This window comes from Aeromicrobium sp. CTD01-1L150, assembly GCF_041951745.1.
Lineage (GTDB): Bacteria > Actinomycetota > Actinomycetes > Propionibacteriales > Nocardioidaceae > Aeromicrobium.
The window spans coordinates 3,558,402-3,581,408 of record NZ_CP169555.1 but is presented as its reverse complement, the minus strand read 5'-3'; the positions used below and the strand labels follow the sequence as shown (position 1 = coordinate 3,581,408).

At 67.1% G+C, this 23,007-nt stretch carries 24 protein-coding genes; 12 read left to right on the top strand and 12 right to left on the bottom strand.

The genetic code is table 11. The features are described 5' to 3' along the window. Nucleotides 1–20: 20 nt before the first annotated feature. The 3 genes from ACEVFP_RS17705 to ACEVFP_RS17695 all read right to left on the bottom strand — a co-directional run bounded on the left by ACEVFP_RS17705 (nucleotide 21) and on the right by ACEVFP_RS17695 (nucleotide 3,248). A complete protein-coding gene (locus ACEVFP_RS17705; protein WP_375000771.1) occupies nucleotides 21–845 on the bottom strand; it encodes a methyltransferase domain-containing protein in 825 nt (274 codons plus the stop codon). A gap of 218 nt (nucleotides 846–1,063) precedes the next feature. Further along, nucleotides 1,064–2,479 carry an amidase gene (locus ACEVFP_RS17700; RefSeq protein WP_375000770.1) on the bottom strand — a complete coding sequence of 472 codons (1,416 nt, stop codon included), beginning with the start codon at nucleotides 2,477–2,479 and terminating at the stop codon, nucleotides 1,064–1,066. A 25-nt stretch (nucleotides 2,480–2,504) separates the two neighbouring features. Next, on the bottom strand, nucleotides 2,505–3,248 hold the full coding sequence (locus ACEVFP_RS17695) for an MBL fold metallo-hydrolase (protein ID WP_375000769.1): 744 nt from the start codon (nucleotides 3,246–3,248) through the stop codon (nucleotides 2,505–2,507). Between the two features lie 46 nt (nucleotides 3,249–3,294). Between ACEVFP_RS17695 and ACEVFP_RS17690 the strand changes: the two genes are divergently transcribed. Continuing rightward, nucleotides 3,295–4,182 (top strand): rhodanese-related sulfurtransferase, encoded by an 888-nt coding sequence (locus ACEVFP_RS17690; RefSeq protein WP_375000768.1) that lies wholly within the window; start codon nucleotides 3,295–3,297, stop codon nucleotides 4,180–4,182. A gap of 52 nt (nucleotides 4,183–4,234) precedes the next feature. Here the strand turns inward: ACEVFP_RS17690 and ACEVFP_RS17685 are convergent, their stop codons facing one another. From ACEVFP_RS17685 to ACEVFP_RS17655, 7 genes are all read right to left on the bottom strand, one after another. Then, entirely contained in the window at nucleotides 4,235–5,407 is a 1,173-nt protein-coding gene (locus tag ACEVFP_RS17685; RefSeq protein ID WP_375000766.1) for an acyl-CoA dehydrogenase family protein, read from the bottom strand. Between the two features lie 40 nt (nucleotides 5,408–5,447). Beyond that, entirely contained in the window at nucleotides 5,448–6,782 is a 1,335-nt protein-coding gene (locus ACEVFP_RS17680) for an MmgE/PrpD family protein (protein ID WP_375000765.1), read from the bottom strand. Nucleotides 6,783–6,809: 27 nt separating this feature from the next. Continuing rightward, nucleotides 6,810–8,006: a CaiB/BaiF CoA transferase family protein gene (locus ACEVFP_RS17675; protein ID WP_375000764.1), complete on the bottom strand. Its 1,197-nt coding sequence runs from the start codon at nucleotides 8,004–8,006 to the stop codon at nucleotides 6,810–6,812. After that, on the bottom strand, nucleotides 8,006–8,941 hold the full coding sequence (locus tag ACEVFP_RS17670) for an HpcH/HpaI aldolase/citrate lyase family protein (RefSeq protein WP_375000763.1): 936 nt from the start codon (nucleotides 8,939–8,941) through the stop codon (nucleotides 8,006–8,008). Before ACEVFP_RS17670 ends, ACEVFP_RS17675 begins: the two co-directional genes overlap by 1 nt. After that, nucleotides 8,938–9,438, bottom strand: a complete 501-nt coding sequence (locus ACEVFP_RS17665) for a MaoC family dehydratase (RefSeq protein ID WP_375000762.1) — start codon at nucleotides 9,436–9,438, stop codon at nucleotides 8,938–8,940. Before ACEVFP_RS17665 ends, ACEVFP_RS17670 begins: the two co-directional genes overlap by 4 nt. Next, entirely contained in the window at nucleotides 9,438–9,968 is a 531-nt protein-coding gene (locus ACEVFP_RS17660) for a MaoC family dehydratase (RefSeq protein ID WP_375000761.1), read from the bottom strand. Before ACEVFP_RS17660 ends, ACEVFP_RS17665 begins: the two co-directional genes overlap by 1 nt. A gap of 81 nt (nucleotides 9,969–10,049) precedes the next feature. Then, nucleotides 10,050–10,736 (bottom strand): TetR/AcrR family transcriptional regulator, encoded by a 687-nt coding sequence (locus ACEVFP_RS17655; protein WP_375000760.1) that lies wholly within the window; start codon nucleotides 10,734–10,736, stop codon nucleotides 10,050–10,052. Between the two features lie 222 nt (nucleotides 10,737–10,958). On the opposite strand from ACEVFP_RS17655, the gene ACEVFP_RS17650 reads away from it, so the two are divergent. From ACEVFP_RS17650 to ACEVFP_RS17630, 5 genes are read left to right on the top strand one after another with little or no spacing between them, the layout of a single operon-like run. Beyond that, nucleotides 10,959–12,536, top strand: coding sequence for an ABC transporter substrate-binding protein (locus ACEVFP_RS17650; protein ID WP_375000759.1), 1,578 nt, complete (start codon nucleotides 10,959–10,961; stop codon nucleotides 12,534–12,536). Between the two features lie 42 nt (nucleotides 12,537–12,578). After that, nucleotides 12,579–13,523 carry an ABC transporter permease gene (locus ACEVFP_RS17645; RefSeq protein WP_375000758.1) on the top strand — a complete coding sequence of 315 codons (945 nt, stop codon included), beginning with the start codon at nucleotides 12,579–12,581 and terminating at the stop codon, nucleotides 13,521–13,523. Beyond that, nucleotides 13,486–14,439: an ABC transporter permease gene (locus ACEVFP_RS17640; RefSeq protein WP_375000757.1), complete on the top strand. Its 954-nt coding sequence runs from the start codon at nucleotides 13,486–13,488 to the stop codon at nucleotides 14,437–14,439. The genes ACEVFP_RS17645 and ACEVFP_RS17640 overlap by 38 nt, the downstream gene beginning before the upstream one ends. After that, nucleotides 14,429–15,454 (top strand): ABC transporter ATP-binding protein, encoded by a 1,026-nt coding sequence (locus ACEVFP_RS17635; protein WP_375000756.1) that lies wholly within the window; start codon nucleotides 14,429–14,431, stop codon nucleotides 15,452–15,454. Before ACEVFP_RS17640 ends, ACEVFP_RS17635 begins: the two co-directional genes overlap by 11 nt. A gap of 7 nt (nucleotides 15,455–15,461) precedes the next feature. Then, nucleotides 15,462–16,322, top strand: a complete 861-nt coding sequence (locus tag ACEVFP_RS17630) for an ATP-binding cassette domain-containing protein (protein ID WP_375000755.1) — start codon at nucleotides 15,462–15,464, stop codon at nucleotides 16,320–16,322. Nucleotides 16,323–16,378: 56 nt separating this feature from the next. Here the strand turns inward: ACEVFP_RS17630 and ACEVFP_RS17625 are convergent, their stop codons facing one another. Both ACEVFP_RS17625 and ACEVFP_RS17620 read right to left on the bottom strand, forming a co-directional pair. Continuing rightward, nucleotides 16,379–17,131: a sulfite exporter TauE/SafE family protein gene (locus tag ACEVFP_RS17625; RefSeq protein ID WP_375000754.1), complete on the bottom strand. Its 753-nt coding sequence runs from the start codon at nucleotides 17,129–17,131 to the stop codon at nucleotides 16,379–16,381. Nucleotides 17,132–17,197: 66 nt separating this feature from the next. Further along, nucleotides 17,198–17,758, bottom strand: a complete 561-nt coding sequence (locus tag ACEVFP_RS17620) for a hypothetical protein (protein ID WP_375000753.1) — start codon at nucleotides 17,756–17,758, stop codon at nucleotides 17,198–17,200. A 119-nt stretch (nucleotides 17,759–17,877) separates the two neighbouring features. Between ACEVFP_RS17620 and ACEVFP_RS17615 the strand changes: the two genes are divergently transcribed. From ACEVFP_RS17615 to ACEVFP_RS17590, 6 genes are all read left to right on the top strand, one after another. Next, nucleotides 17,878–18,450, top strand: a complete 573-nt coding sequence (locus ACEVFP_RS17615; RefSeq protein ID WP_375000752.1) for a TetR/AcrR family transcriptional regulator — start codon at nucleotides 17,878–17,880, stop codon at nucleotides 18,448–18,450. 44 nt (nucleotides 18,451–18,494) lie between these two features. After that, entirely contained in the window at nucleotides 18,495–20,747 is a 2,253-nt protein-coding gene (locus ACEVFP_RS17610; protein ID WP_375000751.1) for an MMPL family transporter, read from the top strand. 124 nt (nucleotides 20,748–20,871) lie between these two features. Further along, on the top strand, nucleotides 20,872–21,267 hold the full coding sequence (locus ACEVFP_RS17605; RefSeq protein WP_375000750.1) for an ArsR/SmtB family transcription factor: 396 nt from the start codon (nucleotides 20,872–20,874) through the stop codon (nucleotides 21,265–21,267). Beyond that, nucleotides 21,264–21,785: an SRPBCC domain-containing protein gene (locus ACEVFP_RS17600; protein ID WP_375000749.1), complete on the top strand. Its 522-nt coding sequence runs from the start codon at nucleotides 21,264–21,266 to the stop codon at nucleotides 21,783–21,785. The genes ACEVFP_RS17605 and ACEVFP_RS17600 overlap by 4 nt, the downstream gene beginning before the upstream one ends. Then, nucleotides 21,772–22,329: a TIGR03086 family metal-binding protein gene (locus ACEVFP_RS17595; protein ID WP_375000748.1), complete on the top strand. Its 558-nt coding sequence runs from the start codon at nucleotides 21,772–21,774 to the stop codon at nucleotides 22,327–22,329. The genes ACEVFP_RS17600 and ACEVFP_RS17595 overlap by 14 nt, the downstream gene beginning before the upstream one ends. Next, nucleotides 22,326–22,976, top strand: coding sequence for a DNA alkylation repair protein (locus ACEVFP_RS17590; RefSeq protein ID WP_375000747.1), 651 nt, complete (start codon nucleotides 22,326–22,328; stop codon nucleotides 22,974–22,976). Before ACEVFP_RS17595 ends, ACEVFP_RS17590 begins: the two co-directional genes overlap by 4 nt. Nucleotides 22,977–23,007: the final 31 nt, after the last annotated feature.

Below are 23,007 nucleotides of genomic sequence, written 5' to 3'. Positions count from 1 at the left end.
CCGGCGTGCCGTGGGGAGGCTCAGCCGGTGACCCGCCCCACCGCGCGACGGGTCGCGCCGAGAGCCCGTCTCCCTGCTCGCCAGGGTGCCAGTACCGTCAGGTCGCGGCGCAGGTCGGCGACCTCACGGCGCAGGGCGCGCAGCTCGGCGGTGGTGTCGTCGGCCGGCAGGTGCTGGGGACCGCCGAGGAGCTTGGGACTGGTGACGGTGCCTTGGGTGTCCATCCGCAGCCACTGCGCCTGGGGATGCTCGGAGTCCTTGAACCTCGGCACCTGCGGTCCGTCACCTTTGCGGCCGACGTGCCAGACCGACCAGTGCTCTCGCCAGCCCCCCAGGGCGTCGACGGGCACGGAGTCGCGGCCCGACTCCCAGAACCCGGCCTGGTTGTTGCGCCGCTGGCTGAGGTCGTAGCCCTTCTCGAGCGTCGTCAGGTCGGCGAACAGGAACTCCAGGCACTCCGCGGAGTAGCGCCAGTAGTCGATCGGGCACGGGTGGTTGCGCCAGGAGAACAGCGTGTGGGTGACGACGATGCCGCCGGGCTTGAGGATCCGGGCGATCTCCTCGGCGGCGAGCCACGGTCGGTCGATGTGCTCGAAGACGTCGGAGGAGAAGATCAGGTCGAAGCGGTCGTCCTCGATCTCGTCGGCGCACCCGGTGATGTCGGCGATGATCGTGTTGGGGATGTCCGAGGCGGTGATGTTGAGGTCGTGGTACGTGAACCGGGGTTCGGGGAACTCCTCGATGAGGCAGCTCGCGAGCCGGTGACCGCCGATCTCCAGCACCTGGCCGGAGAGGTCAAGGTGGTCGACGTAGTGACGGATGAGGGCCTTCGTCGTCGCGCGCATGGGAGGCGACCCTAGGCCGGTCCGTGGGCCGGTGGGTGAGGTCGAGGTGTCCCCCGGATGACGCGGGGTTCACCGACCGGCCATTTACGCCGATGCTCACCCCGGTTCTTTGTTGCTCACCGCTGTTTGCAAACCGGGGTGAGCACCAGAGAACCGGGGGATGACTCCTGATTCCCAGGAACTCATGGGAATCAGGAGGCCGGCCGATCCTCGGTGGATCAGGGGAGCCGGGCGGGCTGGGGCGTGGCCGCCTCGAGCTGGGCGCACAGGCTCACGAGGGGGCCGTCCTCGCCGGGACGGCCGGCCAGCATGACGCCCACGGGCAGGGCCGAGCGGTCGGCGGTCGGGGCGGTGACGTGCAGCGGCAGGCTGGCCGCGGGGACACCGGCCATGTTGTACACCGCGGTGAACGGGGTGAACTCCAGCTCGCGACGGTGGGCGTCGGCCGGATCGCCTGTCTCGTGGAACCAGTCGACGGCCGGTGGCACGAGGGCGAGCGTCGGGGTGAGCCACGCGTCGAACTCGTGCATCGCCACCAGGACCTCGCGGGTCGTGGACTCCAGGAACTGCATCGCTGCGGCGAGCTCGGCTCCGGTGACCTCCCGGCCACGCAGCAGCCAGTAGCGGGTGTTCGGCTGGAGCAGCTCCAGCGCCTCCTCGGGAATGGGTGCGGCGGCGATCCCGCTGGACCACACCCGGTTGAACTGCGGCTCGAGCTCCGGCGGGAACGGGTTGGGCACCTCCACGACGTCGTGCCCCAGGGCCTGCAGCGTGCGGCTGGCCTCCTGCCAGGCCTCGACGGACTCCGGGGAGGAGCTGACTCCCGGCAGGTACGGGTCGGACCAGCGTGCGATGCGCAGTCGTCCCGGCTCACGCGCCGCCCAGGTGCTGAACGGGATGCTGGGGGCAGGCAGGTGGCGGGGATCGCCTGGCATCGGATGGGCCAGCACGTCGAGCAGGGCCGCGGCGTCGCGCACCGTCCGGGCGAGGGGCCCGTCCACGGCCAGGCCGCTCCACTCGCTGCCGACGGGACCGGCGCTGACCCGGCCCCGGCTCGGCTTGAGGCCCACGACGCCGCAGCAGCTGGCCGGGATGCGGATGGACCCGCCGCCGTCGCTGCCCTGTGCCAGTGGAACGAGACCGGCGGCCACGGCGGCGGCCGCACCACCGCTGGACCCGCCGGCGGTACGGGAGGTGTCCCACGGCGTGCGGGCGGGCCCGACGACGTCGTTGTCGGTGTAGGAGGAGAGCCCGAACTCCGGTGTGTTGGTCTTGCCCAGGCTGACCAGCCCGGCGCGATGCATGAGGGTGACGACATGTGCATCGACGGTGGGCACGTTGCTGCGCATGAGGGCCGAGCCCATGGTGGTGCCGACGCCGGCGGTGGACGTGAGGTCCTTGATCGCCGTGGGCACGCCGAGCAGGGGCGCGGGGTCGTCCTCGGCGAGGCGGCGGTCGGCCTGCTCGGCGGCGGCGAGGGCCCGGTCGGCGGTGAGTGTGATGAACGCGCCGAGCTCCGGTCCGAGCCGTTCCGCGCGTTCGAGATGGTGTCCGGTCAGCTCCACCGATGACACCTCGCGGGACCTCAATAGAGCGGCCTGGTCCGTGGCATCCAGCTCGTGGAGGTCGGTCATGGCTCCAGCCTGCCACGGGGGCCCGTCAACGATGTGCGAGAGCGGCGGCGAAGGCGATGGGAAGGTCAAGGACCGGGCCGTGCCCTGGAGCGACGGTGCCGGCGTCGAGCGAGCCGAGCACCGCGAGGGCGTCGGTGGGCGAGCCGTGGCGCGCGTGGGCGAACATCGGTGGCAGCAGCTGGGGGCCGACGTGCCGGCACAGTCGGTGGCCGGTCGCCAGGGCGTCACCCGTCGCCACGACGCCGACACTCGGGAACAGGTATGCGGCATGGCCCGACGTGTGACCTGGTGTCGGGACGAGGACCGGCGTGCCGGGCAGGTCCAGTGGTTGCCCGGCAGGCGCGCTCTCCACCGAGGCCAGCGAGACGTCCGACAGTGCGCCGGCCCGCAGGATCCGCACCGTCCACGGCACCATGCCGCGGCGCCAGATGTTGGCGACGACGTCGGCCGGACCGGCCTGCTCGAGGTACTCGCGCCGGGCGTGCGGCACCTCGTCCGCGTGGCACAGCACGCGGGTGCCGTACCGGTCGGCCAGGGCGCGAAGGCCACCGAGATGGTCGACGTGGGCGTGTGTGAGCAGTGCGGCCCGCACGTCCTGCGGCCGCAGGCCGAGGGCCGTGATGGACGCCTCCAGCGCCTCGGCGTCGGCAGGGTAGCCGCCGTCCACGAGGGTCAGGTCCCGACCGTCGCGCACGAGCAGCCAGTTGACCTCGGTGCCGGTGCAGAGGAAGACGTCGTCGGCGATCTGGGTGGGTGCGATGTCGGCCATGGGGCGATTGTGCCGTCTGGATGCGCCAACTCCTACGATGTCGCCGGTGGGCACCCCCAAGGTCATCCTGTTCTACGTCTTCACGCCGCTGCCCGACCCTGACGCGATTCGCGTCTGGCAGCGCAGCGTGGCGACGTCTCTCGGTCTGCGGGGACGCGTGATCGTCTCGCCGCACGGGATCAACGCGACGCTCGGTGGCGACCTGCGGGCCCTGAAGTCCTACGTGCGTGACCTGCGTGAGTACGCGCCGTTCCGGGGCGCCGACATCAAGTGGAGCGCCGGCCGGGCCCTGGAGGACGGCGTGACCACGGCACTGTTCCCCCGGCTGAGTGTCAAGGTGCGTGATGAGGTGGTGACGTTCGGTGCGGGCGATGAGCTGCAGGTCGACGCCGACGGCGTTGTGGGTGGTGGCGAGCGGTTGACGCCGCAGCAGCTGCACGAGCTGCTGGAGGCCGAGGACGTGGTGCTCGTCGACGGCCGCAACGCGATCGAGTCCGAGGTCGGCCGCTTCAAGGGAGCCGTACGAGCGGACGTCGAGACGACGCGGGAGTTCGTGGACCTGCTCGACTCCGGCGCCTGGGACCATCTGTTGGGTCGGACGGTCGTCACGTACTGCACGGGCGGCATCCGGTGCGAGGTGTTGACGCCTCTCATGCGCAACCGGGGGTTCGACCGGGTCTACCAGCTCGACGGAGGCATTGCCCGGTACGGGGAGGCCTACGGCGACGACGGCCTGTGGGAGGGCTCGATGTACGTGTTCGACGAGCGGGTCACGGTGGACTTCTCCGACCGCACCGAGGTGGTGGGCCGGTGTGATGCGTGCGGAGCTGCCACCAAGGACGTCGTGGACTGTGCCGACCTTGCGTGCGTGCGGCAGATGGTCCGCTGCACGACGTGCGTCGGCGCGGACCATCACTGCGACCGGCACGGCTGAACGTGGCGGATTTCGGGCCGTGGGCGCGCTCTGAGGCCAAGCCGTTGAACAGTCAGCGCCCGAGCAGTGCGTCTGAGATGATTCGTTGCTGGATCTCGCTGGTGCCCTCGAAGATCTTGGTCAAGCGCGCGTCCCGCCAGTAGCGCTCGACCGCGAAGTCTGTCGTGTAGCCGGCGCCGGCGTGGATCTGTATACCCTCGCTCGTGACACGCTCAGCCATCTCTGAGGCAAGGTACTTGACCATCGATGCTTGTGTGCTCCCACGCTGTCCGGTGTCGATGTGACGACACACGGCGTACATGAGCTGGCGAGATGCCTCGATCTCGCTTGCCATCGTGGCGAGTTTGAAGCGAATCGCCTGGAAGCTCTCGATCGATTGGCCGAAGACGATGCGGGTCTTCGCATAGTCAGAGGAGTCCTCGAGTGCGCCACGTGCCAGGCCGATGGAACGCGCGGCAGTGTGTGCTCGGGCCAGGTCGAGTCCTTGCATGATGTATCGGAACGCTCGCCCCTCTTCACCGATTAGCGCATCGTGCGGAAGCTCGAGACCATCGAACGCCAACTCCCAGGTCGACCATCCTCGGTAGCCGATCTTGCGTACCTTGGTGCCGGTCACGCGGTCGGGGAGCGTTCCGCGTTGCTTGGGGATGAAGAACATTGACACCCCCTCGTGACGCCGCTGTGGATCGGTCGGAGGGGCCGTTCGTGCGAAGACGGTGAGATAATCGGCTCCGTCGGCGAATGTGCACCACATCTTGGTGCCTGTGATGCGCCAGCCATCCGGGACGGAATCTGCCCGGCAGGCGATGTTCGCGACGTCGGAACCGGCCTCTGCCTCGGAGATCGCGGTCGCGCCCAGGAGCTCACCGGCGACGACCTTCGGGTAGAGCTCGCGCGCTTTGTCCTCGGGGAACGAGCCGAACATCCGGTTTCCGCGAGCCATGATGCTGGCAACGCTCATCCACCCCCGTGCCAGTTCCTCAGCGACGATGCAGTACTCCATCGCGCCGAGACCGAGTCCGCCGTATTCCTCGGGGACGGTGATGCCAAAGAACCCGATCTCCGCCATCTTGTCGCGAAGGGACATCGGGATCTCGCCCTCCACCGGGTCAAGCTCGTTGGCGACAGGAAGAACCTCGCGCATCGTGAAGTCACGAGCCACGGATTGCAGGTCACGCTGTTCGTCGGTCAGGCCGCTGGCTGCGAAGTTGTCCTGGAGAAGCACGGTAGGTCCTCGATTCTCTTGGTTTTCGGTGTGGCGGGGGTCATCGTGCTGCGACGGCGGCCGTCAGGTCGCGAATGTCCGTGAGTTGCTCGAGGTTGCCGACCAGCTCGATCACGTGAGAGACGTTCGCGGTTCCGATGTGCTGCGTGCTGAGTGCCTCAAACTTGTCGACAAGGCGCTCCCACTGCTCTTCCAAACCGTCGCCGGAGGCCGGGATGGAGGTATCTACGGCACCGGCCAGCGAGCGACCGTCGGCGAGTCGCACCGTCACTTCCGTACTGCTGAAGTCGCGCTCCGGGGAAGGGAAAAGCTTGACCTTAGACGCCAGTTGTTGGAGGTCCTCGTCGGCGATCATCTGCTCGCCAAACTCCTCGATGCCCACCCGGCCCTTCGACCACGCCAGCGCCGCGGTGAATCCAAGACTGAATTTGGCGGCCAGGGGAGTGCGCACGTTCACCTGGTCACACATGCCGACGTGACGAGGGCAGATCCCGAGCTCGAACCGGTCGACATCGACTCCGTCTGCCTCCGTGCGGAGGCGCAGGAGTGTCTCGATGCTGGAATGGGTGCCGTAGCACGATGCGTGGTACTTGAACAGCATTCCACGAATCGCCCATGGGTCACCAGGCGGCAGGATGCCGGCTTTGGGCCCGGGTTCGGGCGTGTGGGTCTCGAGGTATCCCTGCGGGCATTCGAGCGATCCGGCGGGGCTGTCGCCCCCTTCTCCGGCCAGCAGCGCAGCAAGAAGTCCCTCACTGGCCGCGTGGCCGACCTGCAGAGGTTTTCCCCAGGTGCCGAACGCTGACTTGAGGCCGGATGCGCTTGTCGAGGCTAGTCCGAGCGCGTGGGCGGTCTGCCGCTCATCCAGGCCGATGAGAGCCGCGGCGGCCGCTGTCGCACCGAAGATGCCGTTCGTTGCCGTCGAGTGGAAACCGCGCTCATAGTGCTTGGGACCGGCGGCCTCGCCCACACGGCACTCGGTCTCGACGCCGGCAACGAAGGCGCGGAGCAGGTCGGCGCCGGTCAGTATGTGGGACTCCGCGAGGGAGAGGGCTGCAGGCAGAACGGGGGCCGTCGGGTGCCCGAATGGCGAGATGACGTCGTCGAAGTCGAGGGCGTGGCCGGCCGTTCCGTTGAGGCGGGCAGCTACGACGGGATGGGCCAAGGAGAGCCCGCCGATGACCGTGCCTCCTGAGGGCGCCCCTGTGGGGAGTGTCTCGTGAAGTGCTTTGACGGACTCCGAGTCTGCTCCGGCGATCGCCACGCCCAGCCAGTCGAGAATGCTCGATCGTGCGATGAGTCGGACATCGTCGGGGATGGTTGCTTGCTGGTAGGCGATGACTGAACGGGCGAGGTAGTCGGTGAGAGTATGCATGGTGTTCCTCGGAGTCTGTGGGTGCGCTCAGGCGCCGGACCGACCGTCGGACCATCGCTGCGCGATCTCGTCGGGAGTCTGTTCTCCCAGATGGGGACCTCTGCCGCGGACATGGGCGGGCGTGGTGCTGAACTTCAGAGGTACGCCGGCGATTGTGACGGGTGTCGAGGAGTCTGGCTGCTCCACCTCGACGAGCATCTGCCGGGCGTGGACGTGAGGATCGTCGAACAGGTCGGCTGTGTTCTTCACGGGGCCGATCGGTACCCGGCCGCCGAACATCTCCACCAGCTGTGCGTTGGTATGTGCCCGGACCCATTCTTCGACGATGGGTGCGAGGGTCGCGCGGTTCTGGACTCGAGCGTTGTTTGTGCTGTAGCGGTCGTCGGTGACGAGGTCCGGCCGCTCCATCGCCTCGGCGATGATCGCCCAGTGCGAGTCCTTGTTGCCGGCCAGGGCGATCCAGCCGTCGTTGGACTCGAAGACGTCAAAGGGGTAGAGCAGGGGGTGCGAGTTGCCGATCGGTCCGGCCACCTGATCGAGATAGCTGTATTGGTAGACCGCTCGCTCACACAACGCGATCATGGAATCCATCATGGCGACGTCGACGAACTGGCCCTGCCCTGTCCGTTCCACGTGCCGCAGCGCTGCGAGCACGCCCACGGCCAGGAGGGTGCCGGGGAAGATATCGCCGATGCCGGGACCGGACTTGATCGGATGCCCGTCGTTCGTGCCGGTGATCGACATGTGGCCGCCCATGGCCTGGGCGACCACATCGAACGCTGGCCAGTCAGCGTAGGGAGATCGACCCAGACGCGGATCGCCGAAACCTCGCAATGCTCCGTAGACGAGCCGAGGGTTCTCCTCGTGCAGGGTCTCGTAGCTCAGGTCCAGCCGGTCCATGACGCCTGTGGAGTAGTTCTCCATCAGTACGTCGGCGCGCCGTACGAGATCGAGGAAGGTCTCACGGGTGGCGGGTTCGCGCAGGTCCATGACCAAGCTCGACTTTCCGCGATTGATCGACTGGAAGTACCCGTTCAGCGCCCGGGGGCCGTCGCCTGGACGTCGGGGGCCGCTGCCACGGGTCACATCGCCTGACGGTGGTTCGATCTTGACCACGTCGGCACCCAGATCGCTCAGGATCATCGTGCTGTAGGGGCCAGCGAGCATCGCCGTGAGATCGAGAATCCGGACCCCGGCGAGTGGGCCCTCTGAACTGGCTGGCATCAGAGGACCCCGCATCGGGCTGCCCGGTCCACCGTGGCTTCGAAGATCCTGGCGGTCGCGGCGTCGATCATCATTCCATCGAGGTTGGCGGCACCGTCGCCACTCGCTTCAGCGCTCCGCACCGCCTCGACGACGGCCTTCGCGTGCTTGACCTCCTCGGGTGTCGGTGCATACACCTCGTTCGCGATACTGATCTGGCTTGGGTGGATGCACCACTTGCCCACGGACCCGAGGCTGGCAGACCAGCTGGCCTCCGTGCGGTAGCCGTCAGGGTCGTTGAACGCGCCGTACGGTCCGTCGATCGCGTCGATCCCGTGGGCGCGGGCCGCGACAATCATGCGGTTGCGTGCGTAGTGCCATAGGTCTCCGGGATACGGCACGACTCCTGACGAGTCGTCGCTCCCGCCGATGTGACCTGTCCGCACGCCCTGGCTGGCCGACAAGTCGCCGACGCCGAGGATGAGCGCTTCGAGTCGTTGGCTGCATCCCGCGATCTCCTCCACTCGAGCGAGTGCTTCGGTCTCCTCGATGAGCACCTCGATCCCGATCCGACCGACCTCCAGCCCGTTCTTCTGCTCCAGCTGTGTGAGAAGGTCATCGACGAACCAGACGTCGCGAGGTGCCTTGATCTTCGGGACGATGATGACGTCCAGCGCGTGTCCGGCGCCCTCGACAACCTCGACGACGTCACCGTGGCACCACTGGGTCGACACGCTGTTGATCCGACACGCGCGCGTCTTCGTGCCCCAGTTCTCCTGGTTCAGCCCGGCCACGATGTTCGCCCGTGTCTCGACCTTCTCCGAAGGTGCGACAGCATCCTCGAGATCGAGAAATACAAGGTCGGCGGCGCTCGTGGCCGCTCTGGCGATCATCTTGGGACTGCTGCCGGGCGTGGACAACTCACTGCGGCGTAGACGGTGGGGTCGCGGGCTCATGCTGATTCACTCCAATGACTCTTGCGCTTGATGAGGGCAGTACGGTCGCCCCGGAATACGACGGTCCCGTGCTGGTTCACGCCATAGTGGCGAAAGGTGACCACTCCAGCGTGGTCGTGCTGGGGCGAGGGTTGGGCGTCGAGCACTTCGGTGTAGGCCGAGATGGTGTCCATGTGGGCGACTGGTGAGGAGAACTGGAAGTTGTCGTAGGAGAGCTCGCGAACAGCGTGTTCTGTGCAGTCCTGTGCCGAGAGTCCCAGGACGAGCGAACCGGTCGCGAGACCGAACACGACTCGTCCGTCGGTCAGCGGATTGGGCAGATGCTCGTTCCAGTGGCTCTGCGCAGTGTTCATGACCTGCTTGGCAATGAACGACCCTTCGATCTCATCGACGGTGGATGCTCTGGCATGCCTGATCTTCTGGCCGACACTGAAGTCTTCGAACCACCCCGTGACGCCGAGTAGTGCCGATGTGGAGGTGTGTGGCTGTATTGGCATCAGACTCGTCCCTTTCGGTCGTGCCGCGCGGTGGCGTTGGCTTCTGTGGAACTGGACCGGCGTACGAGATTGGTTCGCCGAAAGCTCAGGATGGTCGCGCCACTCTCATCGGTGACGGTCGTCTGCCAGGTCACGATGCCGTTGTCGGGACGGCTGGAGCTCAACCGTGCGTCCTCCACCATCGACGTCGCGGTAATCGTGACGTCTGGGTACACCGAGCGTTGGAAGGTGACGTCGTCGACGCTCAGAAACGGCCCACCACTCTCGCTGAGGTCCTCCACGGACAGTCCGACTGCTGTACACAGCAGCAAGGCCGGGTTGACAAGAAGATCGGGGTGACCGTCCGCGCGAGCGAACTCTCGGTTCAGGTAGAGGGGATTCCATGCGCACGTGCTAGTCGAGAACTGAATCGAGTCAGCGGCAGTGATCGTGCGGCCCCAGTGGTGCCGCAGGACTTGGCCGACGACGAAGAACTCGTAGGGATGTCCGCGTTCGGCGAGGATGAAGTCAGAAAGATCAAGGTCGACCATGAGTTCAACTCCGAATGTAGGTTGATGGCAACCTACATTCTGTGGCCGAATCTGTCCAAGTCCGAGTGAGCGCAACTGCGCTCAGTCGGCAGCGAGAGTCTCGATGTAGGCCACGATGTCGTCCATCGCATCGAACACGTCCACCTGGTCAGGGACGAGGAGCGCCTGATATCCCACGCCGCGCAAGGCGCTGGTGATGAAGCGAGCGGTGGCGTCCGGATCCGCCTTCGGGAGGATCGTTCCGTCCTCGATGCCACGCCGCACAGCGTCTGCTGTGCTGCCTAGCGCGACGGCATGGAGGTGTCGCATCTGCTCGCGAAGCGCTGGGATCGGCTGGACCGCTCCTTCGAACATCAGGGCATAGAGAGCCCGCATGCGCCGGGGTGAGATCTCCCAGCCCCGCCGGATGGCACTGATGCGGATCCGGAGTGCTTCGATCCCAGTTGCTTTGTCGATCTCAGGGCTGACGTAGGTCTCAAACCAGCCGATCGACATGCGGTCGACTAGAGCCATCAGCAGGCCCTCCTTCGACCCGAACCGTCGCGTGACGAGGCCATGGCTGTACCCGGCTCGCTCTCCGATCATCGCGAGCGTGGTGTTGTTCAGGCCGACTTCGGCAATCAGTTCTGCGGCCGCGTCGAGCAGCCGGCGCGTGGAAAGTGCGGAGCGCGCCTGCTTCGTCGTGACGGTGACTGTGGGGGCGGGAGGGTTCCTGGCCTCGAGTCCTTCCGGAGAGTCTGAGGTGAGGGGGTTCTCCTGGTTCGTCATCTGATCTCTCCGGGGCCGCGTGTGAGTCGGTGAGTGTCCGCGCGCAGGTGTCGCGGCGCCGAGTGGTTGTTGGTGGCCCGGATTCTAACAATCATCGGAGGGGGATCAGGGAAGGCAAAAAGGTATGTCGTTGACAACAAACATGTGATCCGGTTCACTTACCGCCGTGACATGGCAGTGCCATCCGACTGACCTCCCGCGATCAGACTGAACGGAATTCCAATGCGCACAAAGTTTCGCAAGGCCATCACCGTTGCTCTTGGAGCCGTGCTCCTCGCGGCGTGCACCGGTGCGCCATCCGACGAGAGCAATGATCCCTCCGACGACGGCTACCCAGGAAGCGTCGAGCTTCGAGATGGCTTTGACCCAGATGCCGAGTTCAGTTATGCGCACTCCTACCCCCCGTCGAGTTTCGATCCCTTGACGAGCTCGTCCGGCCTTGACCAGACCTACCTCGCACCCATCTACGACCGTTTGGTCTATCGCACGCCCGAAGGTGAGTTTGCCCCCATGCTCGCCACCGAGTGGGAGCCGGATGAAGAGGGCCGCTCGCTCGTGGTGACGCTGCGTGAAGGACTCGCCTTTACTGACGGAGCTCCCTTCGATGCCGACGCTGTGAAGCTCAACCTTGACCGGTACCTGGGTGAGGACAGCAGGGTCAGCCAGGAACTCTCGCAGGTGACGGGTGTTGAGGTGACTGGACCGCTCGAACTCACGATCCATGCCGACGCTGGTCTGGGTCCACTGGTCAGTGCGCTGTCGGCGCGACCAGGAATGATGGTGTCCCCTGCGGCGATCGAGGACGGCACCGTAGAGAGTGACCCGGTTGGGATCGGCCCGTACGAGGCCGTTGAGGTGGTGCCAGGCCAGAGCGTCAATCTGACCAAGACGGAGGACTACTGGGACCCCAGCGTGCAGCGCGTCGCCACGATGCGGTTGTCGGGCATGACGGAGGCTCAGACACGTTTCAACGCCGTCACCCAAGGACAGCTTGACGCCGCGAGCATCAACCCCAACCAGATCTCTGCCGCCGAGAGGGAAGACCTCGACGTGCTGTCCGGGCCGACGCCTCTTTTCTACTTCTTCGCCGTCAACACGGCGGAGGAACCGTTCGACGACCCCCTGGTCCGAGAGGCCATCAGCCTGGCGATCAACCGGGCGGATATTGGTGCCGGCCTGTTCGACGGGTATTGCCGCCCGCAGGTCCAGCTCTGGCCGGAGAATAGCTTCGCATACGACGACGACTTCGGCTCAGGGCTTGATGAGGCACCGCACGATCCCGAGCGTGCGAAAGAGCTGCTCGATGAGGCCGGTTACTCCGGGGGTGGCTCCTTCGACACGGTGCTGACGAACAACTCGGCCAGTGTGCAACTGGCGGAGGCAGTGCAGAGCGACCTGTCGTCAATCGGGATCGAAATCAACGTGAACCCGGTTCCTTCCGGTGGGATCATCGACTACTTCGCCGTTGACAAGTCGATGCCGACCGCCATGTCGGGATACACGGGATCACCGGATCCGGGAGCGGTCATCGATCGAAACCTCACGGAGACGGCCCCCTATAACCCCGGAGGCCTGAAGTATCCCGACCTGGAGGACCTCATCGAGGAGGGCGCGAACGCGATCGACCCTGAGGACCGCGTCAGCGCCTACGTGGAGTACACACAGAGATTTGCCGAATCGCAACCACACATCATCCCGATCTGCATGTTGTACGAGGTGACTGCTTTTGATTCTGCAGTGAGCAACCTCCACGCCACGGCTGACTACACCGACCTACGAGGAGTCGCCGTCGATGAGTGACGGCGACCGTCGAGCCACCGGCTCACCCGGGGGTGTCCGGGTGTGGTGACCTACGCACTGCATCGGTTGGCGCTGGCTCTACCGGTGATCATCATCGTGGCGTGCGGCACCTTTGCGCTGGTCTACCTGATGCCGGGCGATCCAGCAACAACCATCGCCGGAGACGGCGCCTCCACTGCTGACATTGCAGCAGTCCGTACTGAACTCGGGCTCGACAAGTCGTTCCTGGCTCAGTTCGGCGGCTGGCTCGCAGCTGCGGTCACCGGAGATTTCGGCCGGTCGTTCCAGTACAACGTTCCGGTGGCGGAGTTGATCGGCCAGCGAATCGGGGTGACTGCATCCATCGTCGTCGTCGGGTGGCTCCTTGCCGTTCTGTTGGGCGTCCCGGTCGGTTTGCTCGCCGGGATGCGGCCCGGAACTTTAGTGGATCGCGCCCTCACGGGCATCGCCACGCTCGGCATCGCCCTCCCGTCGTTCTGGCTTGCCATGCTGTTGATCTCGCTCTTCGCGCTCCAATTGGGGTGGTTCGATGCGACGGGTTACACCCCCTTGTCCGCCGGTGTCGGGCCATGGCTCAAGTCGCTGTTGTTGCCCGGTCTGGCCGTGGCGTCGACATCAGCCGCTGACATTGCTCGGCAGACGAGGTCATCGGTGATCACGGTCGGCGCTCAGGACTTCGTACGAACGAATCGCGCGACGGGACTGGCGCCCCTCGCCGTGATGAGGCACGTGCTGCGCAACAGCGGAGTACCGATCGCGACGGTGGCGGGTCTACAGGTCGAGCGGCTCATCGGATCGGCTGTCGTCGTCGAGATTCTCTTTGCCATGCCGGGAGTCGGAGAGTTGATGCTGCGCGGCGTACAGACTCAAGACTTGCCAGTCATCCAAGGTGTGGTTGTTCTTGTTGCCGCTGCGGTCATTGTGGTGAACCTCCTCGTCGACGTTTCCTATGTGTTCATCAATCCACGACTCCGAAGGCAGTCATGACGTGAGTTCGCAACGCCCCCCGTCCACGCCGGACGGCCCGCATGACGGTGTCCCGACTGCGGTCTCAACGGCCAGTCCGATGCGGAGGTTCGCCGGTCGGCTGGTGAGGCAGAAGCTGGCAGTGATTTCGCTCGCCGTCTTGACGGTCTTTGTGCTGATCGCACTCTTGTCCGACCTGTTGGCGCCCTACGATCCGCGACAGCAGGATTTGGTGTCGCGGAACCTGCCACCGCACGGCAACCACCCGTTCGGTACCGATGATCTCGGGCGAGACGTGCTCTCTCGACTGATCGACGGCACGGGGATCACGTTGATGGCGCCCGTCATCGCCGTTGGGGTCGGTCTAGTGCTCGGTGTGCCGATCGGACTGTTGGCGGGATACTTCGGCGGCTGGTTCGACTGGCTCAGCTCGCGATTGGCCGATGCCTTGTTCGCCATTCCTGGTCTGATTCTTGCGATGGCCGTCGTTGCGGTGCGCGGACAGTCGACTGTTAACGTCATGATCGCAGTGGGCGTGCTCTTCGCGCCGCGGTTGTTCCGGGTGATACGCGCCGAGACGATGGTCATTGCCTCTTCGAGGTTCGTCGATGCCGCAGTCACCGCGGGGGCATCGCCGTTGCGGATCATCCGTACTCATGTGGTGCCCAATGTTGCTCCGTCGCTCATCGTTCAGTGCACTGTTCTGCTGGGCCTGGGTGTTCTCATCGAGGCGGGGCTCTCCTTCTTCGGAATTGGTGTGCAGCCGCCAAATGCGTCGTGGGGCGTGGTGCTGCGGCGATCGTTCGACGCCATCAGCGAGGAGCCCATGCTCTCCTTCGCGCCAGGAGCCGCGATCACGCTGTTGATCCTCTCGCTGCAGTTCCTGGGGGACGGTATGCGCGACTCGCTGGGAAGGGAGATTCGGCGTGGGAAGTGAAGAGTTGGTATGGGGGCTCGACCATCAGGAGGTCGATCCGGCGTTGGTCGTGGAGGACCTCACCGTGTCAGCCGCGACGGAGCGTGGCCGATTCGAGGTGGTACGTGAGGCATCGTTGAGACTGAACCGTGGGAAGATCACCGGGCTCGCTGGAGAGTCTGGCTCGGGCAAGACCGTAACCGCGCTGTCGGTGATGGGACTGTTGGACCGCAGGACGTTGCGTGTCGAGCGTGGCACCGCACGGTTGGGCGACACCGACCTGCTGAGCATGCGTGGCAAACGCTTGCGGAGCACCTTGGGGGATCGAATCTCGATGATCTTCCAGGAACCGATGACCAGTCTGGACCCCATGATGCCGGTCGGGGCGAGCATCAGCGAGGTCATCCGGGCGCACACACAGCTTGGTCGTAGGAAGGCGCGGCGCCGGGCGATTGAACTGCTTGAGCGAGTCGGCCTCCCGAATCCTGTTGCTTCGTCCAGCTCGTATCCCTTCGAGATGTCTGGGGGTATGCTCCAACGCGTCTTGATAGCGATGGCGATCAGCTGTGGACCAGAGGTGTTGATCGCGGACGAACCCACGACAGCACTTGATGTCACGGTTCAGGCCCAGATCATGCGTCTCCTGCGGGAGCTCGCTGATGACGGCATGGCAGTTCTGATCGTCACGCATGACATGGGACTGATCGCCGAGTATGCAGATGACCTCGCCGTCATGTACGCCGGTCAGGTCGTGGAGGCAGGTGGTACCAATGAGCTGATTGAGTCTCCTCGACACCCGTACACCGCGGGGTTGTTGGCCTCGGTTCCATCGACCCGCCGTCGAACGAGCCGGCTCAACGCCATTGCGGGCCGCGTGCCCCTGTTACACGAGATGCCGTCGGGCTGCCGTTTCGCTCCCAGGTGTCCGTTCGCTGAGGAGTGCTGCGCTGTGTCTGTGCCGCTCGTCACGGTCGGTGACATGCGTGTCGCACGATGCGTCCGCGTACGCGAGCTCGAGCTGGACGGAGTGAAGTGAGGATGAGATGAACCACGACCAGGATTTGGTTCTTGAGGCTACCGGACTCGACAAGACGTTCCTCGCGAGAAAGGGGCTCCGGCGACCGGGCACGAGGGCCGTGCACGCTGTGTGCAACGTATCGCTGAAGTTGTGGCGAGGCGAGACGCTTGCGCTGGTCGGTGAGTCGGGATCCGGCAAGTCGACGACGGCGCGCCTACTGACGCTTCTCGAGCGACCGGACGCAGGATCGGTCAGGGTTCTCGGTGAGGAATGGACGAAGTTGCGTCCGAGAGGTCTTCGGGCTCGACGTCGCCACCTGCAGATGGTCTTTCAGGATCCCTTCGCTTCCCTCGACCCCATGAAGATGGTGGTGTTCACCATCGGTGAGCCTCTGATGATCCACGAGGGGCTCAAAGGCGCGGATCTCGACCGGCGGGTGCTCGCGCTGCTCGATCTTGTCGGGTTGCCCGCGAGCGCCCTGCACCGGTATCCGCACGAGTTCTCGGGAGGTCAGCGGCAAAGGATCGCGATTGCTCGGGCGCTGGCCGCCGATCCGGCTGTCGTCGTCGCGGATGAGGCTGTGTCGGCTCTCGACGTCTCTACGCAGGCACAGGTGCTCAACCTGATGAAGGACATCCAGGCTGAACGCGGACTGGCCTTCGTCTTCATCACCCATGACCTGGGCGTCGTGCGACAAGTCGCTGATCGGGTCAGCGTGCTCTATCACGGGGAGGTCGTCGAGGAGGGCGCTGCCGATGCTGTACTGGAGCGACCACGCATGGCGTACACGCAGCGCCTGCTGTCCGCTGTGCCGGAGGTGAGCGCGCGTGATCGTGAAGAACGTCGCGCTGTGCTCGCTCGACTTCACTCCGAGGCGGCGTCCTAGAGCTGGCTCTGGCTGACGCTAGGCTGTCCCGGCGGTGGCCGGGGAGCCAGCGCTCCCTACCGCAGCAGCGAGACCATGGCCGCGGCGCCGACCACGACGATGACACCGCGCAGCACGGCCGGGGGGAGACGTCGACCGATGCGTGCACCCAGCAGGCCGCCCATGATCGCGCCGGCAGCCACCATGGCCGCCAGGCCCCACTGGACGTCGGCGACGACGGCGAAGACGGCGGCCGCGACGAGGTTCGTCAGGCCGGTGAGGACGTTCTTCAGGGCATTGAGCCGCTGCAGGTCCTCGGCCAGCAGCATGCCCATGAAGCCCATCATGAGCACGCCCTGTGCCGCGCCGAAGTAGCCGCCGTAGACGGCGCAGAGGGCGGCGACCGCCACGACGCCGACCGTGGTGCGCCCCGTGGGCGCGTACCGGGTGTTGCGGAGCATGGCGGTGAAGCGTGGACCGCCGACCACCAGGACGAGTGCCAGTGCGATGAGCCACGGCACGACGCGCTCGAAGGCATCGGGCGGGAGCGTGAGCAGCAGGGCCGCGCCGCCGATCGAGCCGGCGATCGTGAAGCCGCTCAGCACGGCGATGCGTCGTCCCTGCCCCTTGAGCTCGCGGCGGTACCCCCAGGCTCCCGCGAGGGAACCGGGGAACAGTCCGACGGTGTTGGTCACGTTGGCCACCACCGGCGGCAGGCCGAGGCCGAGCAGGACCGGGAAGGACACGAGGGTCCCGGAGCCGACGACCGTGTTGATCGTCCCGCCCCACAGCCCGGCCAGCAGGGCGATGACGGCGTCGGTCGTGCTCACCGCTTGATCCTGACAGGAGCGTCACGTGGGCCGCGGCCGGGGGCCCGCGACCGCGGACCGACAGGGTCAGTCGGGACGGCCGATGTGCCGCTGCATCGTGACGTTGAGGCCGCTGACGACCAGGGCCACCTGCCGGGCGACGAAGTCGTTCACCCGGCCGCGCAGGCCCTCGGTGACCTCGGGGTGGATCTCGTCGAGGCGGACTTCCAGGGTGTATTCGTCGCCGGTGGCCCGGCGCCCCTGCTCGGGCTCGTTGCCGCCCGTGGCCCGGCGCCCCCGCCGGAGCTCGTCCCGGCGCTCGACGAGCAGGTCGACGACGTCGGCGCCGCCCAGCGCAGGCCACACCGTGACGCGCACATGGGTGCTCGCTGCCGGGACGGAGCGCGAGGTGACGTCCAGCGTCGTGGTGATGGCGCCGGCGGCGGGCCGGCGATAACCGGCGGGAGGGGTGAGCGTGTGCGACGCGTCGGTGGCGACGTCGATGTCGAACTCGTGCAGCAGCGGCCGGTCGATCTGGCGCTCGGCGACGTGGGTGAGCAGGTCGTGCAGGCGGTGTGCCGCCGCGTCGAGCTCGGCGTAGGACAGACCGGCCCGTCCGGTGAGCAGCGGGTCGACGTCCTCGGGCATGTCCCCATTGTCGCTGACGGCAGCCGTGGACGTGCTGCACGTCACGCGCTCAGGCCTTGGAGGGCGCGACACCGCCGCCTAGCATCGAAACGAAACCGTTTCGTTCACTGGAGATCCGCATGACCCGCCTCACCGACGACCGCCGCATCGAGCTGTTCTGCGGCGTGCTCGAGCTCGTGGCCGACCGGGGCTACGACAAGGTGACGATGGATCAGGTGGCCGAACGGACCCACAGCAGCAAGGCGACCCTCTACCGCCAGTGGGGCAGCAAGGCCCGGCTCGTGGTCGAGGCCATCACCTGCTGTGCCGGCGCGGCCGCCGAGCTGCCCGACACCGGATCGCTGCAGGGCGACCTGCACGCGATGGTCCTTCAGAAGCCGCGTCCGGACGAGAGCGCCATCCCGCCGGACCTCATCACCTCCCTGCTCCCGGCGCTCAAGACCGACCCGGAGCTCGCCGAGGCCGTCCGCACGGACATCATCGATGCGTTCGTGCGCGATCTCGGCATCGTGGTCGGCCACGCCGTGGAGCGGGGAGAGGTCCCCGACGACCCGGAGGCCCTGCAGCATGCTGCGGTCGCCTTCATGGCGCCGTTCCTGCTGCACCACGTCGTCCACGACGTCGAGCCGGGTGATGACGACCTGCTCGCCTACCTGGACGCCGTCATCCTGCCGGCCCTCGGCGCTCGCTGACTGTCCTCACGACTCTTCGCCCCCATACCCCTAGGAGACTCCCCATGGCGTGGCACCTCTACCGACTCGGCCGCTGGTCCTTCCGGCGTCGGGGCACCGTCCTCGTGGGCTGGGTCCTGCTGCTCGTGCTCGCCGGCACGGGCGCGGCAACTCTGTCCGGGCAGACCTCGGACCAGTTCGAGCTCCCGGGCATCGAGTCCACCCAGGCCTTCGACCTCATCGAGGAACGCACACCCGACGCCGCCCCCGACGGCGCGACGGCCCGGATCGCGTTCCAGGCGCCCGAGGGCGAGACCCTGGCCGACCCCGAGAACCAGCAGCTGGTGCTGGACACCCTCGCCGCGGCGCGAACCGGCCACGTCCTGGAGGCCAGCAACCCCTTCGAGACGGGCACCGTCACCGAGGACGGCCGTACCGCGTACGCCACCGTCGCCTACGACCGGATGTCCATCGAGCTGACCGAGGCCGACCGCGAGGCACTGGAGTCCGCGCCGGAGGCGGCGCAGGACGCCGGGCTCCAGGTGCACATCGGCGGTGATGCCCTGCAGGAGATCCCGCACACCGGGGCGGCCGAGCTCATCGGCATCGGGGTGGCGATCGTCGTGCTGCTGCTGACGTTCGGCTCGTTGCTCGCGGCTGGGATGCCGTTGCTGACGGCGCTCGTCGGCGTGGGCATCGGGATCAGCGGCATCACGACGCTGACCGGCTTCGTGGACCTGGGCTCGACCACCCCGATCCTCGCCACGATGCTGGGCCTGGCGGTGGGCATCGACTACGCCTTGTTCATCGTCTCGCGCTACCGGCACGAGGTGGCCACGGGGCGCTCCTACGAGGAGGCTGCGGGGCGCGCCGTCGGCACGGCTGGCTCCGCGGTGGTCTTCGCCGGCCTGACCGTCATCATCGCCCTGTCCGGACTGTCCGTGGTGGGGATCTCCTTCCTCACCGAGATGGGGCTGGCCGCCGCTGCCACGGTGGGTATCGCCGTTCTCATCGCGCTCACGATGCTTCCGGCGCTGTTCGGCTTCGCGGGACACCGCGTGGCCGCCGGCCGCCTGCCGTTCCTCAAGGCCCGCGACCCCGAGGCCGAGGGAGTGCGTACGAACGGTCGTCGCTGGGCGGACCTCATCACCAGGCGCAAGGCCGTCACCTTCGTCGGTGGACTGCTCGTGGCCGGGATCGTCGCCGTCCCCGTGGCGTCCATGCAGCTGGCGCTGCCCGACGACGGCACCGCCGCCGAGGGCTCGGGCCCGCGGGAGGCCTACGACCTGATCGCCGAGGAGTTTGGCGCCGGGACCAACGGTCCGCTGATGCTCGTCGTCGACACCGCCGGGTCCGACGACCCGCAGGGCGCCGTCGAGCGTGCCGTGCAGATCGCGGAGTCGGTGGACGAGGACGTCGCTGCCGTCGTCTCCCCGGTCCCGCCGCCCGGCAGCCCGGCCGAGGCGGTCCAGGCCTTCGAGGGCCAGCTCGAGCAGGCGCAGTACACCGCCGTGACGGTGATCCCCGAGAGCGGCCCGTCGGCGGCAGAGACCCAGGACCTCGTCGACGACCTCCGCGCCGCGCTCGCGGACCTCCCGGACGAGACGGGTGCGCAAGCGCTCGTGACCGGCCAGACCGCGCTCGGCGTGGACATCTCCGAGGAGCTCGCCGACGCCTTCCCGGTCTACCTCGCCGTGGTCGTCGGACTCGCCTTCGTGCTGCTGACCGTCGTGTTCCGTTCCCTGCTGGTGCCGCTCAAGGCCGTCGCCGGGTTCCTGGTGTCGGTGGGCGTCGCGCTCGGTGCGACGGTCGCGGTCTTCCAGTGGGGCTGGCTGGCCGAGCTCATCGGCGTGGACAAGCCCGGCCCGGTGCTGTTCATGCTGCCGCTGCTGCTGACCGGCATCCTGTTCGGCCTGGCGATGGACTACGAGGTCTTCCTCGTCTCCCGCATGCGGGAGGAGTTCGTGCACGGCGCCGAGGCCACCGATGCGGTGGTGCACGGCTTCCAGCACGGCGCCCGAGTGGTCACGGCCGCGGCGGCGATCATGATCGGCGTCTTCGGCAGCTTCGCGCTCGGTGACGACGCGATCGTCAAATCCATCGGCTTCGGTCTGGCGGTGGGTGTCCTGGCCGACGCCTTCCTGGTACGGATGACGCTCGTGCCGGCGTTCATGGCCCTCGTGGGGCGGCACATGTGGTGGCTGCCGCGCTGGCTGGATCGCCTCCTGCCCAACCTCGACATCGAGGGCGAGTCGCTCGCGGCGCGCACCGCAGGGCTGGACCAGCCGCAACGGGAGAAGGAGTCCGTCAGCGTCTGACGGTCGCAGGTCTGCCTCAGCGCCTTCTTCTGCCCGCGGCCCCGTTGTCAACCAAGTGGTTGACAACGGGGCCGTGTCGTTCCACCATGGATGTGTTCAACCAATTGGTTGAGGAAGGATCTCGATGACCGACCAGCTCTCCCGAGTCTTTGCCGCCCTCGCCGACCCGACGCGACGCGACATGGTGGCCAGACTCACCACCTCCGACGCCACCGTCGGCGAGCTCGCCGAGCCCTACGACGTCAGCGTCCAGGCTGTCTCCAAGCATCTGCGAGTGCTGGAGGACGCCGGGCTCGTCACCCGCGGCCGCAAGGCCCAGACGCGTCCGGTCCACCTGGAGGCGGAGGTCTTCGACCTCATGGACCAGTGGATCGAGCGCTACCGTCGCCAAGCAGAGCAGCGCTACCAGCGCCTCGACGCAGTCTTGGAGGAGATGGCGCGCCAGGACACAGGTCTGGAGAGTCCGGCAGGGCCGGACGGCCTCGAGATCGATACATCACAGGAAGGAACCGCATCATGACCACCAACACCACCGAGGCCACGATCACGGCCGACGAGACCGTGCCCGCCATCCACATCACGCGCGACTTCGCCGCGACGCCGGCCCAGCTCCTGCGCGCCCACACCGACCCCGAGCTCTTCGCCCGCTGGGTCGGACCGGAGGGCCTGGAGACCCGCATCGATACGTGGGACGTCCGTGACGGCGGCAGCTGGCGCTACGTCGCCGTCGCGGGGGGCGAGGAGCACGGCTTCCGCGGCTGCTTCCACCGGATCGGTGACGACGTCATCGTCCAGACGTTCACGTGGGAGGGCATGCCCGAGGCGGTCTCGCTGGAGACCGTGCGATTCACCGATCTTGGGGACGGTCGGACGCGTCTGCACGCCACCTCCCTGGTCGACTCCTTCGAGGCCCGCGACGCCTGGCTGCGCGACAGCGGCATGGAGGTCGGCGTCAACGACGGCTACGCCAAGCTCGACGAGCTGCTGCGCGGCGGCGAGGTTGCCGGGCCGCGGGCAGAGGGTCATGACGCCGTCTGAGCGCCACCGGACCGTGGCCCGGGACTTCACGGCGCGTGTCGACGGGGTGCGTGACTGGGAGGTCCCGGCTCCGGTCGCGGGCTGGAGCGCGCGCGACGTCGTGGCGCACCTCATCGAGTGGCTCGCTGGGTTCATGGCCGGTGGCGGAGTGGACCTCGAGCAGCACACATCGGCCCGCGACGACCCGGCTGCGGCCTGGCGCGAGCACGCCGAGCGCGTGCAGACCCTGCTCGATGCTCCACGCGCCAGCGAGGACTTCACCCATCCGCAGATCGGGACGTTGCCGCTGGAGCAGGCCATCGACCGCTTCTACACCTCCGACGTCTTCATGCACACGTGGGACCTGGCCCGTGCCACCGGCCAGGACGACCGGCTCGACCCCGACGTCTGCACCGAGCTGCTGGAAGGCATGGGACCGATGGAGGAGATCCTGCGCGGCTCGGGCCAGTTCGGCCCGGCGGTGCCGGTTCCCGACGACGCCCCGGTGCAGGACCGGCTGATCGGGTTCATCGGCCGCGACCCGGCCTGGATGCCGCCGACGTGAGCCTCGTCCACGACGTGGTCGCGGAGCTGCGATCGATGGCCACGCCGGCCGAGCACGCCAAGGTCCTCAAGCGGGTCGGTGACCCGGACCTCGTGATCGGGGTTCGCATGCGCGACGTCTTCGACCTCGCCTCGCGACATGTCACGGCTGATCTCGACGACGTCGAGGCGCTGCTGGAGCAGCCCTGGTACGAGGCGCGGCTGGTGGGGGTGAGCATCCTGGACGCCAAGGCGCGGAGCCGTCGGGCGACGCAGGACGAGCGTCGGGCCTGGGCCGCGTCCTACCTCGAGCATCATGACCGCCTCGACCTGTGGGACTTCGTGGACCGGGCAGCACCCCGGGTGCTCGGCGGCTGGTTGCTGGGTGAGACCGACCGATCCGTCCTCCAGGAGCTCGCTGCGTCGCCGGACCCGATGCGGCGTCGCAGCGCCATCACCGCATGCTTCTGGCTGGTCCGCGCCCAAGAGCTGGACGACGCACTGCACATCGCCGACCTGCTGGCCAGTGACCCCGAGCGCCTCGTCCTCAACAACGTCGCAGTCGCCCTGCGCGAGGTCGGCCGCCGCGACCCCGCCAGACGGGACGCCTTCCTGGCCGACCACCCGCAGCTCCCTGCAGCGGTGAGACGAGTGGCGAGCTCGGCGTAGGTCGTGCTCGCAGGGGTCCGATCGACGTCAG

Excerpts from the sequence above, each read along its gene's own strand:
- ACEVFP_RS17705 (WP_375000771.1), bottom strand. The coding sequence starts at position 845 with ATGCGCGCGACGACGAAGGCCCTCATCCGTCACTACGTCGACCACCTT.
- ACEVFP_RS17700 (WP_375000770.1), bottom strand. The coding sequence starts at position 2,479 with ATGACCGACCTCCACGAGCTGGATGCCACGGACCAGGCCGCTCTATTG.
- ACEVFP_RS17695 (WP_375000769.1), bottom strand. The coding sequence starts at position 3,248 with ATGGCCGACATCGCACCCACCCAGATCGCCGACGACGTCTTCCTCTGC.
- ACEVFP_RS17680 (WP_375000765.1), bottom strand. The coding sequence starts at position 6,782 with ATGCATACTCTCACCGACTACCTCGCCCGTTCAGTCATCGCCTACCAG.
- ACEVFP_RS17675 (WP_375000764.1), bottom strand. The coding sequence starts at position 8,006 with ATGCCAGCCAGTTCAGAGGGCCCACTCGCCGGGGTCCGGATTCTCGAT.
- ACEVFP_RS17670 (WP_375000763.1), bottom strand. The coding sequence starts at position 8,941 with ATGAGCCCGCGACCCCACCGTCTACGCCGCAGTGAGTTGTCCACGCCC.
- ACEVFP_RS17665 (WP_375000762.1), bottom strand. The coding sequence starts at position 9,438 with ATGCCAATACAGCCACACACCTCCACATCGGCACTACTCGGCGTCACG.
- ACEVFP_RS17660 (WP_375000761.1), bottom strand. The coding sequence starts at position 9,968 with ATGGTCGACCTTGATCTTTCTGACTTCATCCTCGCCGAACGCGGACAT.
- ACEVFP_RS17655 (WP_375000760.1), bottom strand. The coding sequence starts at position 10,736 with ATGACGAACCAGGAGAACCCCCTCACCTCAGACTCTCCGGAAGGACTC.
- ACEVFP_RS17650 (WP_375000759.1), top strand. The coding sequence starts at position 10,959 with ATGCGCACAAAGTTTCGCAAGGCCATCACCGTTGCTCTTGGAGCCGTG.
- ACEVFP_RS17640 (WP_375000757.1), top strand. The coding sequence starts at position 13,486 with ATGTGTTCATCAATCCACGACTCCGAAGGCAGTCATGACGTGAGTTCG.
- ACEVFP_RS17630 (WP_375000755.1), top strand. The coding sequence starts at position 15,462 with ATGAACCACGACCAGGATTTGGTTCTTGAGGCTACCGGACTCGACAAG.
- ACEVFP_RS17620 (WP_375000753.1), bottom strand. The coding sequence starts at position 17,758 with ATGCCCGAGGACGTCGACCCGCTGCTCACCGGACGGGCCGGTCTGTCC.
- ACEVFP_RS17615 (WP_375000752.1), top strand. The coding sequence starts at position 17,878 with ATGACCCGCCTCACCGACGACCGCCGCATCGAGCTGTTCTGCGGCGTG.
- ACEVFP_RS17610 (WP_375000751.1), top strand. The coding sequence starts at position 18,495 with ATGGCGTGGCACCTCTACCGACTCGGCCGCTGGTCCTTCCGGCGTCGG.
- ACEVFP_RS17605 (WP_375000750.1), top strand. The coding sequence starts at position 20,872 with ATGACCGACCAGCTCTCCCGAGTCTTTGCCGCCCTCGCCGACCCGACG.
- ACEVFP_RS17600 (WP_375000749.1), top strand. The coding sequence starts at position 21,264 with ATGACCACCAACACCACCGAGGCCACGATCACGGCCGACGAGACCGTG.
- ACEVFP_RS17595 (WP_375000748.1), top strand. The coding sequence starts at position 21,772 with ATGACGCCGTCTGAGCGCCACCGGACCGTGGCCCGGGACTTCACGGCG.